Origin of the sequence: Conexibacter sp. DBS9H8, from assembly GCF_023330685.1 — a bacterium.
Taxonomy (GTDB): Bacteria; Actinomycetota; Thermoleophilia; order Solirubrobacterales; family Solirubrobacteraceae; genus Palsa-465.
On sequence record NZ_CP097128.1, the window covers coordinates 3,516,697 to 3,530,606 of the forward strand.

Below are 13,910 nucleotides of genomic sequence, written 5' to 3' on the forward strand. Positions count from 1 at the left end.
CTCGGAACACCCCGGTGGAGAATCCCGTGCCTGCGCTGAAGTCTGCGGGAATCTCGACCATGTCCGGAAGCTCACCCCCGTGGCTGGGTCGATCCTCCTCACGGTTGCCGTGTGACGACCGGGGAGGTGGCTAGCCCCAATGATTGTGTGTGCTGAGCGAAAACGATGAACTCGAGAAAGTGTGCCGCGCCGTGCGCGGCCCGTACCGGGCCCGTTCCGGGATGAGGGCTGACCTGATGAGCAATGAGATCCCGAACCATCATCAGCTCCACGCCCTGGGTCGGCAGCGAGGCGGCGGCCCCGAGAACGAGCTGTTTCCCTGGGCAGGTGTGAGCTCCGTCCCCGAACGCCGCGCCATAGGACCGCTTGGCCGTATCGACTCTGCGAGGCCGATGTGGGTCATACCGATCGGCGTCCGCACCGAAGACGGCCTCGTCTCGATTGGCGTCGACGAGCGACAGAGCAACCTTGTCGCCTTGGCGGAACTGCAATGGCCGTCCAGCCACGACGACAGTGACGTCCTCAGCGGCCTGGCGGATGAGGACCGGCGAGCTGTTAATGTGCAGCCGCATTGTCTCGACGATGGCGTCCCGGAGGAATGCGTCGTCGTGGATCCGCAGGGTGTCTTCCGGATGGTGCTCAAGCCAATCCCAGAGGTCGACAAACACGTTTGCCACCTGTGTCGGCAGGTTGCGCGTAATGGCAGCGAAAAACTGGAAGGCGTCACGCAGAGCCAGCTCATCCGCGAGGCCGCCGCGTCCGGCGTACTTCCGGGCTAGCAGCGTCAGAAGATCGACGGGCAGATCGGCGCACCGTGCCTCGTCGCCGCCGGCGGCGCGGACCAGCGTGCTGCGTCGCTCCCAGGCCGGACCTGCGTAGTTATTCCAGTAGTTCGCGATGTCCGCTTCTCCGGCGGCGATCGCCGCATCGAGATCCCCTTCAACGTATTCCAGGATCGTCGCTTGGCCCAGCGGTTCGCTGAGGTTGGACAGCGCGCCTAGCGCGTCGTCGTCTTCGATATCCAGGCCGATGACCCGGGCGGCAAGACGCACAGTGACCACCGTCGCATAGCGCGTAATATCGAGCAAGACCCCACCGTCACGCTCTCCGACGATCGCGCGCCGGAATGCCTCTGACAGAAACGACTCCGCGACCTCCTGTTCGAGAGTGGCGATGTAGTCCGGCCGAGAGAACGGCATATACAAGCGCCGGCGATCGAGGTGCTCCGGCCCGTCGGTCACCACCAGCGTGTGGCGCAAGAACAACGGAGCGGTCAGCGGACGACCGCCGCTGGAGAGAAATCGACGGTCACGGAGGATCGCCTGGATCTCGGCGTACGAGGTCAGGGTGTCCATCGACGCCAAGATCGCTTCCATTGGATATGCCATCCATCAACCCCCTCTCTCGTCGGGCTGACAGCCGACGCTCACCTCGACGGCATCCCGGGCGTGGCCCGCGCCGACAACGACGGCCGTTGGACAGTTGAAGCGACTAACGGTTCGTTGTCGGGCACGGGCCATCCTCATGACCTATTCGCTGAGCGTCGCACCCGCGAGCGGGTCAGCCGACATGCCACGCCTTCTTGAACACCGACTGGTAGTCGGACACGAGCGGGAAGATGCCTTGGGTGGCAACCGCTGGAATGTCGGACTGGGTCAGGATCATGGCGGGCAGGGTGATGTTGGCCGCTGGCGCGACCGGCTGCCCCGAGTTGACTCGGAGAATCACATCAAAGGCGTTCCACAACGCCTCCGGCCAGGGGACGTCGATCGCGGCCGCCTCCTCTCCCTCCTTGATGTACGTCGATTCAGTGGCGCCGGTATCGGTGGTGATGAGCTTCACCTTGCCCGCGAGTCCGGCGTTCTTCAGCTGGGCGGGAAGACCGTCCAACTCGTTGGCGAAGTCCGCGGCCACGTAGTTGACGTTCGGGTGCGAGCGGAGGTAGGAGACGATGTCCCCCGGGAGAGTCGTGCCGATCTCGGTTTCGGGGAAGGAGAAAGTCGAGACCGAACAACCCGAACAGGCCGAGGAGTTGATTACCTTCGCCAGGGCGGCGTGAAGGGACGAGTACACAGGTGTCGACGGAGTCGTCGCGATGACGACATTTGCATTCTTGCCTCCTGACGTGCTGAGGATGTAGTCCCCCATATCCGTTCCGGCCTGAGCCTCCCAGGCGCCGCCGATGGCAACCCAGGGGATGCCGGGCTGTGTGGTGGCAATCGATGTCGCAACCACGGGAATGTTTTCCGCTTTCAGCTCGCTCAACTGACGAGCGTACAGGCTCGGCGGAAACCCGCCGGCGGCAATGACACCGGCCGGCTTGTCACGAACCGCCTGGTCAAACGCCGCCGAAATGGTGATCGGGGTCAGGCCGGCGTTGACGAGCTTGTAGTGCCACCCCACTGCCGCTGCTGCGGACTGAACCGCCGCGCCGAAGCTGAGGCAGACCGGGAGGCCGCAAGCCACGAAGTCAACCGTCCGCCCCGGGGTTGGCCTCTTGGCCAGGGGTGCCACGACCAGACTCGTCGGTCGTACTTCAAGTGCCTTGACTGCAGCCGTCGCGGCGGCGACCGCCTTGGCATTCGACCCCGAAGCTGACGGGGACGATGACGTTGACGTTGAGCCTCCATTGCTGCTCGTTGAGGTCGACGACGAGCCACAGCCGGCGGCCACAGCCGCGCAGACAAGAGCCAGTGCAGCGACCAGCAGCACACGACCTCTCACAAACCTTCGATAAACCACAGACCTCTCCTCAATGTTGGACCAGATGGAAACGACTTCTGCGAACGTTCCAGGCGTACAGCTGGTTCTTAAGCTCCCAAACGGCGCCCGGCTTCTCAGGTATGTTCTTTTGGTTATCTGTAGGTCGGCACAACGCATCCCCCCGGGGGTCAGATCGTCTCCCGTTGGGTGGCCAGAGCCCGGAGTTCGCGCCGGAGGATCTTCCCGTTCGTCGTCTTGGGCAGCTCGTCGAGCACGTGGACGACCCTTGGGTATTTGTACGCGGCCAAACGCGCTTTGCAGTGGGCGATCAGCTCGGGTTCCTCGACGCACATTCCCGCTTTGAGACTCACATAGGCCCACACCGTCTCACCTCGGTACTTGTCCGGCGCGCCGATTACGGCGGCCTCGCGGACAGCCGGATGCTCATAGAGGACATCCTCCACCTCCCGCGGCCAGACCTTGAAACCGGAGGCGACGATCATGTCCTTGCTGCGATCCACGACGTAGAGCCAGCCATCGGCGTCGAGCACGCCGATGTCACCGGTATGCAGCTCGCCGCCGGGGATCGCGCGTGCGGTTTCCTCGGGCTGACGCCAGTAGCCGGCCACCACCTGGGGGCCCTTGATGGCGATCTCCCCAGTCTCACCGGGCTTCAGCGGGCGCCCGTCGCCATCCAGGATGCGGGTGGTCGTCTTCGGCACGGTCTTACCGACCGCCAGCGCCCCGGTCTCGCGGTTGGTTGGGGGGGAGTCATCAAGCGGGCAGATGTGGGTCGGTCCAGTGGTCTCGGTCAACCCGTACACCGGGCGAATCCGGACGCCGAGGCGGCGATCCAGGTCGTCCACGACCGCGGGCGGGATCGGGGCTCCGCCGCTGAAGGCGCGCGTGAGCTTGGCCAGTGAGTCAGGTGTGACGTCCGGCTGGGCGGCGAGTGCCATGTACGCCGTGATTGCCGCGATGCAGACCGTCGCTCCGTGATGTTGCGCAAGGCGGATCGACGCGGCCGCATCAAAGCGGTGGGCCAGGATGATCGGGATTCCCGCGGCGAGCGCGAGACCGATGTGACCGATCAGTCCGGTGACGTGATAGAGCGGTGCGATCCCGAGAATGACGTCGTCGTCGCTGATGCGAAACGCGCTGCGATAGGTCTCAGAGCCAAAGGCGACGTTGGCGTGCGTGCTCATCGCCCCCTTGGGCGGCCCGGTGGTGCCCGAGGTGTAGGTGAGGACTGCGGTATCGCCGGGCCCGGGAGCCGGTGGGGGCGTCCAACCATCGCGCGGGGACCGGGCGAGAGTGAGCAGGTCGTGCGTGGTCCGCTCGCTGACGAACGGCTCGGCTGCCCGCGCCGCACGCTCGGCGCACAGGTCATAGGCGTTGGTGGTGACAACAACGGTGATGTCGGTCTGGTCGACGGCGGTGGCGGCCACATCGCGCCACAGTTCATCGAGGACGATGAGCGCCTTAGCGCCGGCGTCGTGCATGTGATGGGACAGTTCGCGTTCGCGCAACATCGGGTTGGCCGGGACGGTGATGGCGCCCAGCCGCCAGACGGCGAGGGTCGCGATCACGAACTGGGGATCGTTCTGGAGGAAGAGGCCGACGCGGTCACCGGCGCCGATTCCCAGCTCCGCGAGGCCGGCAGCGAGACCGTCCACGAGCTCAGAACATTCCCGGGCGCCGATCGGCGTCTCAAAGGAGTACAACAGCGGGGCGTTGTGAAGACGACGTACGGCGGCATCGAACATCTCGAGGGGGAGTTCCGCGATGGCGCTCATCCCATCACCACCCCGGAGGAGACGACGAGCTCGGCGCCCGTGATGCCCTTGGAGGCTTCCCCCGCGAGGTAGGCCACCGCGTTGGCGATGTCCTCTGACTCGGTGAGGCGGCGCAGAGGCGACTGGGCCAGGAACTCCGATCGGACGCGCTCCGGGGTCGAGCCCCGGGCCACGGCCTGACCGTTGAGGACCGCGTCAAGGCGGTCACCGGCCACCGGCCCGGGGGTGACAAGGTTGACCCTGACGCCGAAAGGACCCGCGTCCAGCGCAGTAGACCTGACGAGGCCGACGAGACCGCTCTTGGACGCAGCGTAGGCGGCCCGTCCGGGCATCGGACGGGTGGCGGTAGTCGAACCCACGAACACGACACTTCCCGAGCCGCGCTCGAGCATGTCCGGGAGGATGGCTCGGGCCAGCAGGAATCCGCCGGTGAGGTTGACCCGGAGGGTCGCCTCCCATTCGTCCGGGTCGATTTCCCAGACGGGAGCCCGGGGCCCGGCGATGCCGCTGTTGGCGACCAGTGCGTCGATGTGCCCGCAGCGCTTGGGCAACTCAGCGACTGCCGCGGCGTCACGCAGGTCCAGGCGCAGAACGCTGGCGAGACCGCCTCCGGCGGTGATCGCTTCCACGGTCTCCTCCAAGGCGGCGACCGTACGACCGGCACAGAAAACGTTGGCACCGTCTGCGGCGAGCCGTAAGGCGATCGCCCGTCCGATGCCGCTGCCTGCTCCGGTGACAAGGGCGCTCCTGATCATGACAGGCGAAACCGCGCCACGGGCACGTCGCCCTCCGTCTCCACGGCCAGAGCCAGGGGTGTGTCGATCGCCAGCCCATCGGCGGCGCTGATGCCGACGACGTTGGAGATCAGCCGCGGCCCCTCCGCCAGTTCGACGACCGTCACGTTGTAGGGCACGCGGTCGGCAAACGCGGGATGAAAAGCGCGGTGGTAGACCACCCAAGACACCACGCGGGCGCGCCCTGAGGCGTCCTCCCACGTGAAGGCGGGGGACAGGCAGTGCGGGCAGTGATCGCGTGGAGGGAGCCACGCGTCGTGGCACTCGTCGCACCGCTGGAAGCTCAGGCGTCCCGCACTGAGGCGGTTTCGGAACCGGGTGAGGTCCGGCGAAGGCTCGGGGAGGTCGATCTGGCTGTTCGTTCCGATCATCGGCCGAGAACGAGCGTTGAGTGGGTATGCATCACGCCTCCCTGGTTGGCCACCACACAGGGCCCGTCCCCGGGCACCTGTGAAGTTGAGGTTCCGCGGACCTGGCGGACGCCTTCGATCACTAGCTGCATGCCGGGCATTCCGGTCTCTGCGAGCAGTCCGCCGCTGGTGTTGATCGGCAGTTGCCCGCCGACTTCGATGTTGCCGTTCTCCACAAAGGCACCACCCTGACCCTTCTTGCAGAACCCGTAGTCCTCGAGAATCATCAGCGGGGTGATCGTGAAGCAGTCATAGAGCTGAGCGACCCTGATGTCAGAGGGCGTGACGCCCGCCATCGTGAAGGCTGTCTGCGCCGACGCGGACGCGGCGGTGGTCGTCAGGTCTGGTCGCAACGCGACCTCCCAGGACTCCTGGCCCTGTCCGAAGCCGAGGATCGGGACCGGGTCAGCCACCCCAAGCTCGGCGGCGCGCCGGGCACTCATCACCACGACGGCGGCGCCGCCGTCGGAGATGAGACAGCAGTCCGCGCGGCGTAGGGGTTCGACGACCCATTCCGACGCCTGATGGTCCTGAAGTGTCAGCGGGGTTCGCTTCGCGGCGAGAGGATTGGCGGCCCCATGCCGGGCGCAGGCCACCGCAATCGCGCCCAGCTGCTCGCTCGTCGTCCCGTACTGGGCCATGTGGCGCTGTGCGATCATCGCGTAACCGGCGGGTGTGCTGAACCAGCCGTACGCTGCATCGTCGCCCCACGCCCGCTCGTAGGCCTGTCGCGTACCGGTCCGCGGATTGTCGGCGGTGGTGACGATGGCAACCTCACACTGGCCGTTCTCGATGCACATCGCGGCAAAGGAGATCATCGAGATGTTCGTGGCCCCGCCCTGATCCCAGACCCCACCGACCCTGGGACGCATTCCAAGCGCCTCGGCGACCTGCTGGCCATACATCGACGCGAACGTCGACGTTGGGTACTTGCAGAACACCCCATCCACGGCGTCCTTCTCAACGCCCGCGTCCCTGAGAGCGCTACGGACCGCCTCAACGGTCATCGAGAGCGGCGTGCGCCCAGGGAGCTTGCCGTGGGCGGTCTGTCCAATCCCGGCGATCACCGCCGCGCCGCGCATCGAATGGGCCATCAGAGGACCTCCTGGGCGATCAACTCGTCGATCTGCTCGTCGCCGAAGCCAAGCATGTCGCGCAGGATTTCCGCGTTGTGCTCACCCAGGCGCGGGCTCGGTTTCAGCGGTATCGGCTCGACGCCCTCGTAGCGCAACGGACTGTGCGGCAGCGTGATGGGGCCCAGGTCGGGATGATCGAACTCCTGAAGCATTCCCCGCTCATGAAGGTGCTCGTCCGTCACCACCTCGCCGATGTCACGCACCGGGGCACAGGGGACCCGCGCTCCGCGCAGCAGTTCCAGCAGCTCGTCCCGGGCGTAACGGGCGGTGAAATCTGAGACGACGTCGTCAACGTCGTCCATGCGGGCAACCCGCTCGCGACGGGTTCCCCAACCCGGTGCATCAGCCAGGTCTTCGCGTCCCATGACCTCGGCGAGCGAACGCCAGTGCTGGTCTGAGACACCGATGATCGCGACGTACCCATCGCTGGTGGGATACACGTTGTAGGGAGCCTCGGCCAAGCCGGCGTGACGGTTGCCGGTCCGTGTGGGCGCCTCCCCGCCCGAGCCGAAGTACAGCCCGAGGCTCGACATCAGCGACGGGTAGACGGACTCAAACATCGACACTTCGATCGCCCGTCCGACACCGGTGCGCTCGCGCTCATACAGGGCCGTGGTGATGGCACCGTAGAGATGAACGCCACCGAAGAAATCACAGAGCGCGGGACCGGCCTTCACCGGTGGCCGGTCCGGATAGCCGGTGACGCTCATGATCCCTGCGATCGCCTGGACGGTCAGGTCCATCGCCGCAAAGTCCCGATAGGGACCAGTCTTGCCAAAGCCGGAGCCAGAGGCATAGATCAGGCGCGGGTTGCGGGCCTGGACGACCTCGGCGCCGATGCCCAGACGATCGGTGACGCCGGGCCGGAAATTCTCGACGAACACGTCGGCACGATCAGCCAGCTCGAGGACGATCTCGCGTCCGCGGTCACTGCGCAGGTCAAGGGTGATCGCCCGCTTGTTGGAGTTGAGCATCGCAAAGGGCGCGCCCGCTCCGCTGGCCTGAGTACGCCCGCGCAGGTTCTCCCCGGTGCGCGGTTCGACCTTGATCACGTCGGCACCGGCCATCGCCATCAGGAAGGTGGCGTACGGAGCGTTGTAGATCTGGCCCAGATCCAGCACGATCACGCCCTCGAGAGGCTGGCGGGACGCGGCGTGCGCGCCATCGGGCGTCAAGGCGACAGGCGGGTCCAGGGGAGCCGGGCTCATCTCAGCGTCCCAGAAAGTTCGGGGTTCGCTTCTCGGCAAAGGCGGCCGGACCCTCTCTGGCGTCCTCGGAGAACTGCAGAAGCCGGTTCATCGTCTGCTCGAGACGCAAGCCGCTGACGAGATCCATGTCACGCGAACGCAGGGCCAGCTCCTTGGCGGCCTGCACCGCCAGCGGCGCGTTGGCTGCGATCCGCGTGGCGTACTCCCTTGCCGTGTCCAGCAACCGGTCCATCGGCACCACCTGGTTGACAAGCCCCCAGCGCGCAGCCGTCGCCGCGTCGAAGCGGTCGCCGGTCAGCAGCACCTCCATCGCCACGGCATAGGGAAGCTGGGCAAGCACGCGCTGGGTTCCGCCGTTACCGGGAATGACCCCACGTTTGACCTCGCTGAGGCCGAAGGATGCATGCTCGGCGGCGATGCGGATATCGGTGGCGAGCAGCAGCGTCATTCCGCCGCCTAGGCAGTAGCCGTTGATCGCCGCGATGATCGGCTTGAACACCTCCAGCCCGCGGTTGAGCAGCTGCTCGCGTTGGGTCATCCAAAAGTCCGACAGGTCCGCCGGATCGGTGAGGAAGCTCTTGATGTCGGCACCCGTGGTGAACGCGCGGTCGCCGGCCCCCGTGATCACCGCAGCCCGGATAGCCGTGTCATCGCGAACCTGGACCCATGCCGCACTGAGCGCCGCGTAGGCGTCCGCGTCCATCGCGTTCATTCGCTCGGGCCGGTTGATCGTGATCGTCGCCACGCCCTCCGCGATCTCAATGTCGATCGGCATCGGCGCTCAGTCCCGCGCGGCAGCGCCCAGCAGGTTGCGCGCGACGACGAGTCGGTGCACCTCGGAGGGACCCTCCCCGATCCGCTTGATGCGCATTTCCCGATACCAACGCTCAAACGGCATCTCCTTGGCCACCCCCATGCCCCCGAAGATCTGGATACAGCGATCGACCACCCGGCCCGCCGTCTCGGTCGCATACACCTTGGCGATGGAGGCGTCCATCTTGAAGTCCTGGCCAAGGTCGGCTTTCCAGGCGGCCGCGTACGTGAGCATCCGAGCGGCCCGGAGTTCGATCTCGGAGTCGGCGATCATCCACTGGATGGCCTGGCGGGTCGCCAGCTTCTTGCCGAAGGTGTCACGGTCCTTGGCGTAATCGATCGCCATCTTCAGGGCAGCCGTCCCGACTCCGATCGTGCCGGCCGCGTAGGGGACGCGTTCGTGAACGAGCCAGCTCTCGGCGACGGCAAAGCCCTGGCCCTCCTCACCGATACGGTTCTCGGCCGGCACCCTGACGTTGTCGAAGAACAGCTGGTTCGGGGAGAGCGGGCGGATGACCGGGATCGGCTGCATGCTCAAGCCTGGCGTGGGGTTCTCGACGATGAAGGCGCTGACGCCCGTGCGCCCGGGCCCGCCGGTGCGCGCGAATACGATGCCCCAGTTGGCCTTGTCCGCACCGGTGATCCAGGTCTTCGAGCCGTTGATGACGTAGGAGTCGCCGTCACGCACCGCCGTGGTCCGGATGGCACGACCCGGGTCGGCACCACCACTGGGCTCGGAGATCGCGACGAAGGTCTTGCTGCCCGCCTCGATCGTCGGCACGGCGTAGCGCTGGATCATCTCCTCCGACGCCTCGAAGATGATGTTCGGCGGGTCCCAGCCAAAGGCCGCCGCCGCGGGCACGTAGGCGCCCATCCGGCACTGGGCGGCCTCCTCGGCCACGACCACCTGGGCCAGAAGGCTGAGCCCGGCGCCGCCGTACTCCTCTGGGGATGCAACACACCAGATGCCGGCGTCCCGGGCGATCGCCTGAACGCGGGCAAGCGCCTCGAGCGGCAGAGAGTACGCCTCAGAGTCGAGCTTGGCCTCCTCCGGGAGGATCTCCTTGCGAACGAAGTCAGCCACGGTCTTGCGCAGCAGCTTGAGGTCTTTGGGCAGCTCCCAGGCGCCGGTCTCGGCCGGGGACTTCACGGGATGAGTGGTAGGCATTGCGCTCTCCTTGTAACCGTCTAGTGGGTGCCCGCGGTCAGCGCGGTCGCCCCGCGCGCCGCACGTAGCTGCTCGCTGCGCTCGGGATCGAGCCGGAAGCGGTCATGTCCCCCGACGCTCCAGCGTTGGGCGATGGCGACGCCAAATTGCTCTTCGGCACTCTCGGCGGTGATGTAGCCGAAGTTCAGATCCTGCTCCACCAGCTCGAGCGGCCGGGTCAGGGGATCGCCATGCCCACCGCCCCCTGGTGATGAGGCGGTCAGGGAATCGCCGGGGCCGATCTCCTGTTTGGCGAGCTTGGTCCGCATGGCCGGGATCCACTCCTCGCCGTGCAGCTCGAGCGTGAGCTCGTTGGCCAAGGCCGGACCGCCGCCGTTGAGCCCAAAGGGCACACTGTCATGGCGGTCCCCCATCACCGATATGACCAGGGGAGCCCGGGGCACGATCTTGTAGGTCGTACCGTCGCCACCGCGAAAATGCCCGGCGCCACCGGAGTTCTCGCGCAACGCGAAGTATTCGAACATCAGCGGATACCTATGCTCGGAGGCCTCGAGAGCCACGAAGTTGGCCATCGAGATCGGCGGCGTGCCGTTGACGAGCCCGTCACCGCTACCGGTCGCGCCATAGCCACCCGGATACGGGAAGACACCGACGTAGTAGCGGCCCGTCTCCGGGTGCACGCCACCGACGGTGACCACTCCGATGGTGCCGAACGGTGCGGCCGGCACCAGCTCGGGGATCGCCTGAGCGAGCGCACCGAGCATGACGTCGAAGACCCGGTTGGCCACCTCCAGGTAGCCGCTGACCGGCCGCGGGTACTCCGCCGCGGTGACCGTGCCGGCGGGCACGTGCACCGTCGCGGGCCGGAAGGTCCCGCCGTTGATGGGGACGTCCGGGTAGATGTGCTTGAGGGCCACGTAACAGGTTGAGATCGTCGAGTTCGCCGCCAGGTTGAGGGGGCCTCGCGCGGCAGCCGACGTGCCGGAGAAGTCGATCGACATCGAGTCACCGGCAACGGTGACCTCGACCGCGATGCGCAACGGTTCGTCGACGACGCCATCGTTGTCTATCGTGTCCGAGTAGGCGTAGACCCCGTCGGGGATCTCAGCTATGTGCGCCCGCATCTGGCGCTCGGAGCGCTCGACGAGCTCGACGAGACATTCGCCGAGCGTCGCCTGGCTATAGCGGTCGACCAGTTCCCTCAGCCGGCGCTCGCCCATCTGCACCGCGCTGCTCATGGCGACCAGGTCCCCGAGCATGTCGCGCGGCAACCGGACGTTGGCGATGATCATGGCCACAAGCGCGTCGTTGCGCTTTCCGTCCTCCCAAAGGCGCACAGGCGGGATGACAATGCCCTCTTGGTGGATCTCGGTGGCCTCCGGGTTCCAGCCGCCCGGCGCGTTGCCGCCGATGTCCATCCAGTGCCCGGTGCTCGCGATGAGTGCGAACAACTCGCCGTCGACGAACACAGGCGCGACGAGGTTGACGTCGTTCAGGTGCGTCCCGCCGCGGTAGACCTCGTTGAGGATCCAGACCTCCCCGGGGCGGAAGCCGCCGGAGGCGTTGGCCTCAGCCAGCACGGACTGGACCGCGAACTGCATATTCGCAAGGAAGACCGGTAGCCCGACCGCCCCTTGGGCGATCGTCTCGCCGTTGCGGGGGTCGTAGATGCCGTGAGCGCAGTCGTTGGTCTCGGAGATGATCGGTGACATCGACGACCGGATCAGGTGCTGATCCATCTCATTGCAGATCTGCTCGAGACCGCTGCGAACGACCGACAGCGTGATGGGATCAATCATGGTTGGCTCACAATCAGGTTGGACGCGTCGTCGACGCGAACGTGCATGTCGGGCTCGATGATCACCGTGGTATCGGGCTGGTCAATCACGAGCGGTCCGTCCAGCTGACACCCCGGCCGCAGGTCCGCGCGGCTGTAGACCGGGGTCTCGATCCACTCCTCAAAGCAGACGCGACGGCTGCCGAGCGGCTCAGGCACCTCACCGCCGCCCGCCGGAGGCAGCGCCGAGTCGGTGTCCCGGCGGCCGGTGACCACCGTCCGTGCGTTGACGATCACTACGTCCAAGTCGCCAAGCTCGGTTCCGTACTCCGTCCGGTATTTGGCGATGAACGCCTCCCGGAGGCTCTCGGCATCCGCGTCTCCGGAGACGTGCACCCGCAGCCGGTGGATCTGGCCGGTGTAGGCCATGTCGGCGAAGTGCTGAACCTCGACGGAGGCGAAGTCGAGATTATCGAGGGCCAGTTGGTGCTCACCCTCCGTGCGTTGCGCGGCGAACATCGCCGTCAGCTCGCTGACGTCGAGACGCCCCTCAGCACCGGCCCCCGGCCGCGGCAGCGTCCGCTCGACCGTCCGCGACAGGTCATGGCGGACGTCGGCCACCACGCAGCCCATGGCACACAGCACCCCGGGGGACGGCGGGACCAGCATCGACCCGAGCTGCATCTCGCGCATCAATGCGGCCCCGTGCAGGGGTCCCCCGCCGCCGAAGGCAACAAAGGCGAAGTCACGCGGGTCGTGGCCCTGCTCGACGGTGATCAGCCGAATCTCCCCGGCCATCCGCGTGTTGACGACGGTGAGCACCGCGCGCGCCGCGCTCTCGGCGTCCAGTCCCAACTGCTCTCCGAGCTTGGCAAACGCCCGGCGCGCACCATCGATGTCGAGCTTCTGGCCCTCGGCGCCGATGGAACGGTCCGGGTTGATGCGCCCGAGCACGACGTTGGCGTCGGTTACCGTCGGCTCGGTCCCGCCTCGCCCGAAGGCGATCGGGCCCGGATAGGAGCCGGCGCTGCGCGGTCCGACGGTGAGGATTCCGCCGAGATCGACAGACGCGATCGAACCGCCGCCCGCCCCGATCGTCCGAACGTCGAGCATCGGGACGCGGACCGGCAGGCGAAAATCGAGCAGTGTCGTCTCAGCCTCGGAGGGGCGTCCGTCGAGTGAGATCGCGACGTCGAAGCTGGTTCCGCCCATGTCACCAGTGATGACGCGGTCAAAGCCCGCCCTCTGGGCGATCTGCGCGGCGGCGATCACCCCTGCGGCCGGGCCGGAGCGAAGCATGTGCCCGGCCCGCTCGCCGGCGCGGGTCGCCGGGATGAGACCGCCGTTGGACTGCATGATCAAAGCGTCCTGGGCAAAGCCCCACTCTTGCAGGCGCGCCACGAGGTTGGCGGCGTAGTTGGTGACCAGCGGCTGTAGATAGCCCTGGATCACCGCGGTGCTGGTTCGCTCGAACTCGTAGTATTCACGAAGCACCGAGCTTGAGGTGACGACGTGCCAGTCCGGGTTGACGTCCACCAGCAGCTCGCGCGTCCGATCCTCATGAGCGGCGTTTACGTAGGAGTGGAGGTAGGACACGATGACCGTCGCAACATCCTCCTCCAGCAGCGCCGCGGCGAGCTCGCATACCCCGTCCTCGTCAAGCGGGATGAGAACCTTTCCCCGATAGTCGATCCGCTCGGTGATCTCCCAGCGCCGGTCGCGCGGCACGAGCGGTTGATGCTTGCCGCTGAGGCCGTAGATATGCGGCCGGTCACGACGCCCTAGTTCGAGGACGTCACGAAAACCCCGCGTAGTCAGTAACGCGCAGCGAGCTCCGCGGCGCTCGATCAGCGCGTTCGTGGCAATAGTCGTCCCGTGCAGGAACTGGATCAGCTGGGTCGGGTCGACGCCCGCCGCAACCAGCGCATCCATGACGGCCAAGGACGGGTCATCTGGGCGCGACGGCACCTTGACCACCAGCGGCGGCCCACCGTTGACGCCGGGCTGGAACAGGTCGGTGAATGTGCCACCGACGTCAACTCCTACGAGCGTGCTCATGCAGGCCAACCTACGGCGTCGCCGCAGGCTTGCAATCGACGCCCGCC

General features: G+C 66.6%; 11 protein-coding genes. All 11 read right to left on the minus strand.

Annotated elements, in window-relative coordinates:
- Nucleotides 1-98 precede the first annotated feature (98 nt).
- The 11 genes from M3M55_RS16865 to M3M55_RS16915 all read right to left on the minus strand — a co-directional run bounded on the left by M3M55_RS16865 (nt 99) and on the right by M3M55_RS16915 (nt 13,863).
- A complete protein-coding gene (locus M3M55_RS16865) occupies nt 99-1,376 on the minus strand; it encodes a cytochrome P450 (protein WP_249010669.1) in 1,278 nt (425 codons plus the stop codon).
- 184 nt (nt 1,377-1,560) lie between these two features.
- Nucleotides 1,561-2,466, minus strand: a complete 906-nt coding sequence (locus M3M55_RS16870; protein WP_249010670.1) for a substrate-binding domain-containing protein — start codon at nt 2,464-2,466, stop codon at nt 1,561-1,563.
- Nucleotides 2,467-2,891: 425 nt separating this feature from the next.
- The gene (locus M3M55_RS16875; protein ID WP_249010671.1) at nt 2,892-4,499 is read right to left on the minus strand and encodes a class I adenylate-forming enzyme family protein; all 1,608 of its coding nucleotides are present in this window, start codon (nt 4,497-4,499) and stop codon (nt 2,892-2,894) included.
- Nucleotides 4,496-5,254, minus strand: a complete 759-nt coding sequence (locus M3M55_RS16880) for an SDR family NAD(P)-dependent oxidoreductase (protein WP_249010672.1) — start codon at nt 5,252-5,254, stop codon at nt 4,496-4,498. Before M3M55_RS16880 ends, M3M55_RS16875 begins: the two co-directional genes overlap by 4 nt.
- Nucleotides 5,251-5,664: a Zn-ribbon domain-containing OB-fold protein gene (locus M3M55_RS17435; RefSeq protein ID WP_256469025.1), complete on the minus strand. Its 414-nt coding sequence runs from the start codon at nt 5,662-5,664 to the stop codon at nt 5,251-5,253. The genes M3M55_RS16880 and M3M55_RS17435 overlap by 4 nt, the downstream gene beginning before the upstream one ends.
- Nucleotides 5,661-6,797 (minus strand): thiolase family protein, encoded by a 1,137-nt coding sequence (locus tag M3M55_RS16890; protein WP_249010674.1) that lies wholly within the window; start codon nt 6,795-6,797, stop codon nt 5,661-5,663. The genes M3M55_RS17435 and M3M55_RS16890 overlap by 4 nt, the downstream gene beginning before the upstream one ends.
- Nucleotides 6,797-8,047, minus strand: a complete 1,251-nt coding sequence (locus M3M55_RS16895; protein WP_249010675.1) for a CaiB/BaiF CoA-transferase family protein — start codon at nt 8,045-8,047, stop codon at nt 6,797-6,799. The genes M3M55_RS16890 and M3M55_RS16895 overlap by 1 nt, the downstream gene beginning before the upstream one ends.
- Before the next feature lies 1 nt (nt 8,048).
- On the minus strand, nt 8,049-8,822 hold the full coding sequence (locus tag M3M55_RS16900) for an enoyl-CoA hydratase/isomerase family protein (protein WP_256469026.1): 774 nt from the start codon (nt 8,820-8,822) through the stop codon (nt 8,049-8,051).
- Nucleotides 8,823-8,828: 6 nt separating this feature from the next.
- A complete protein-coding gene (locus tag M3M55_RS16905) occupies nt 8,829-10,028 on the minus strand; it encodes an acyl-CoA dehydrogenase family protein (protein WP_371878714.1) in 1,200 nt (399 codons plus the stop codon).
- Between the two features lie 20 nt (nt 10,029-10,048).
- Complete coding sequence (locus tag M3M55_RS16910; RefSeq protein ID WP_249010678.1) at nt 10,049-11,827, minus strand: hydantoinase B/oxoprolinase family protein; 1,779 nt, start codon at nt 11,825-11,827, stop codon at nt 10,049-10,051.
- On the minus strand, nt 11,824-13,863 hold the full coding sequence (locus M3M55_RS16915; protein ID WP_249010679.1) for a hydantoinase/oxoprolinase family protein: 2,040 nt from the start codon (nt 13,861-13,863) through the stop codon (nt 11,824-11,826). Before M3M55_RS16915 ends, M3M55_RS16910 begins: the two co-directional genes overlap by 4 nt.
- Nucleotides 13,864-13,910 lie beyond the last annotated feature (47 nt).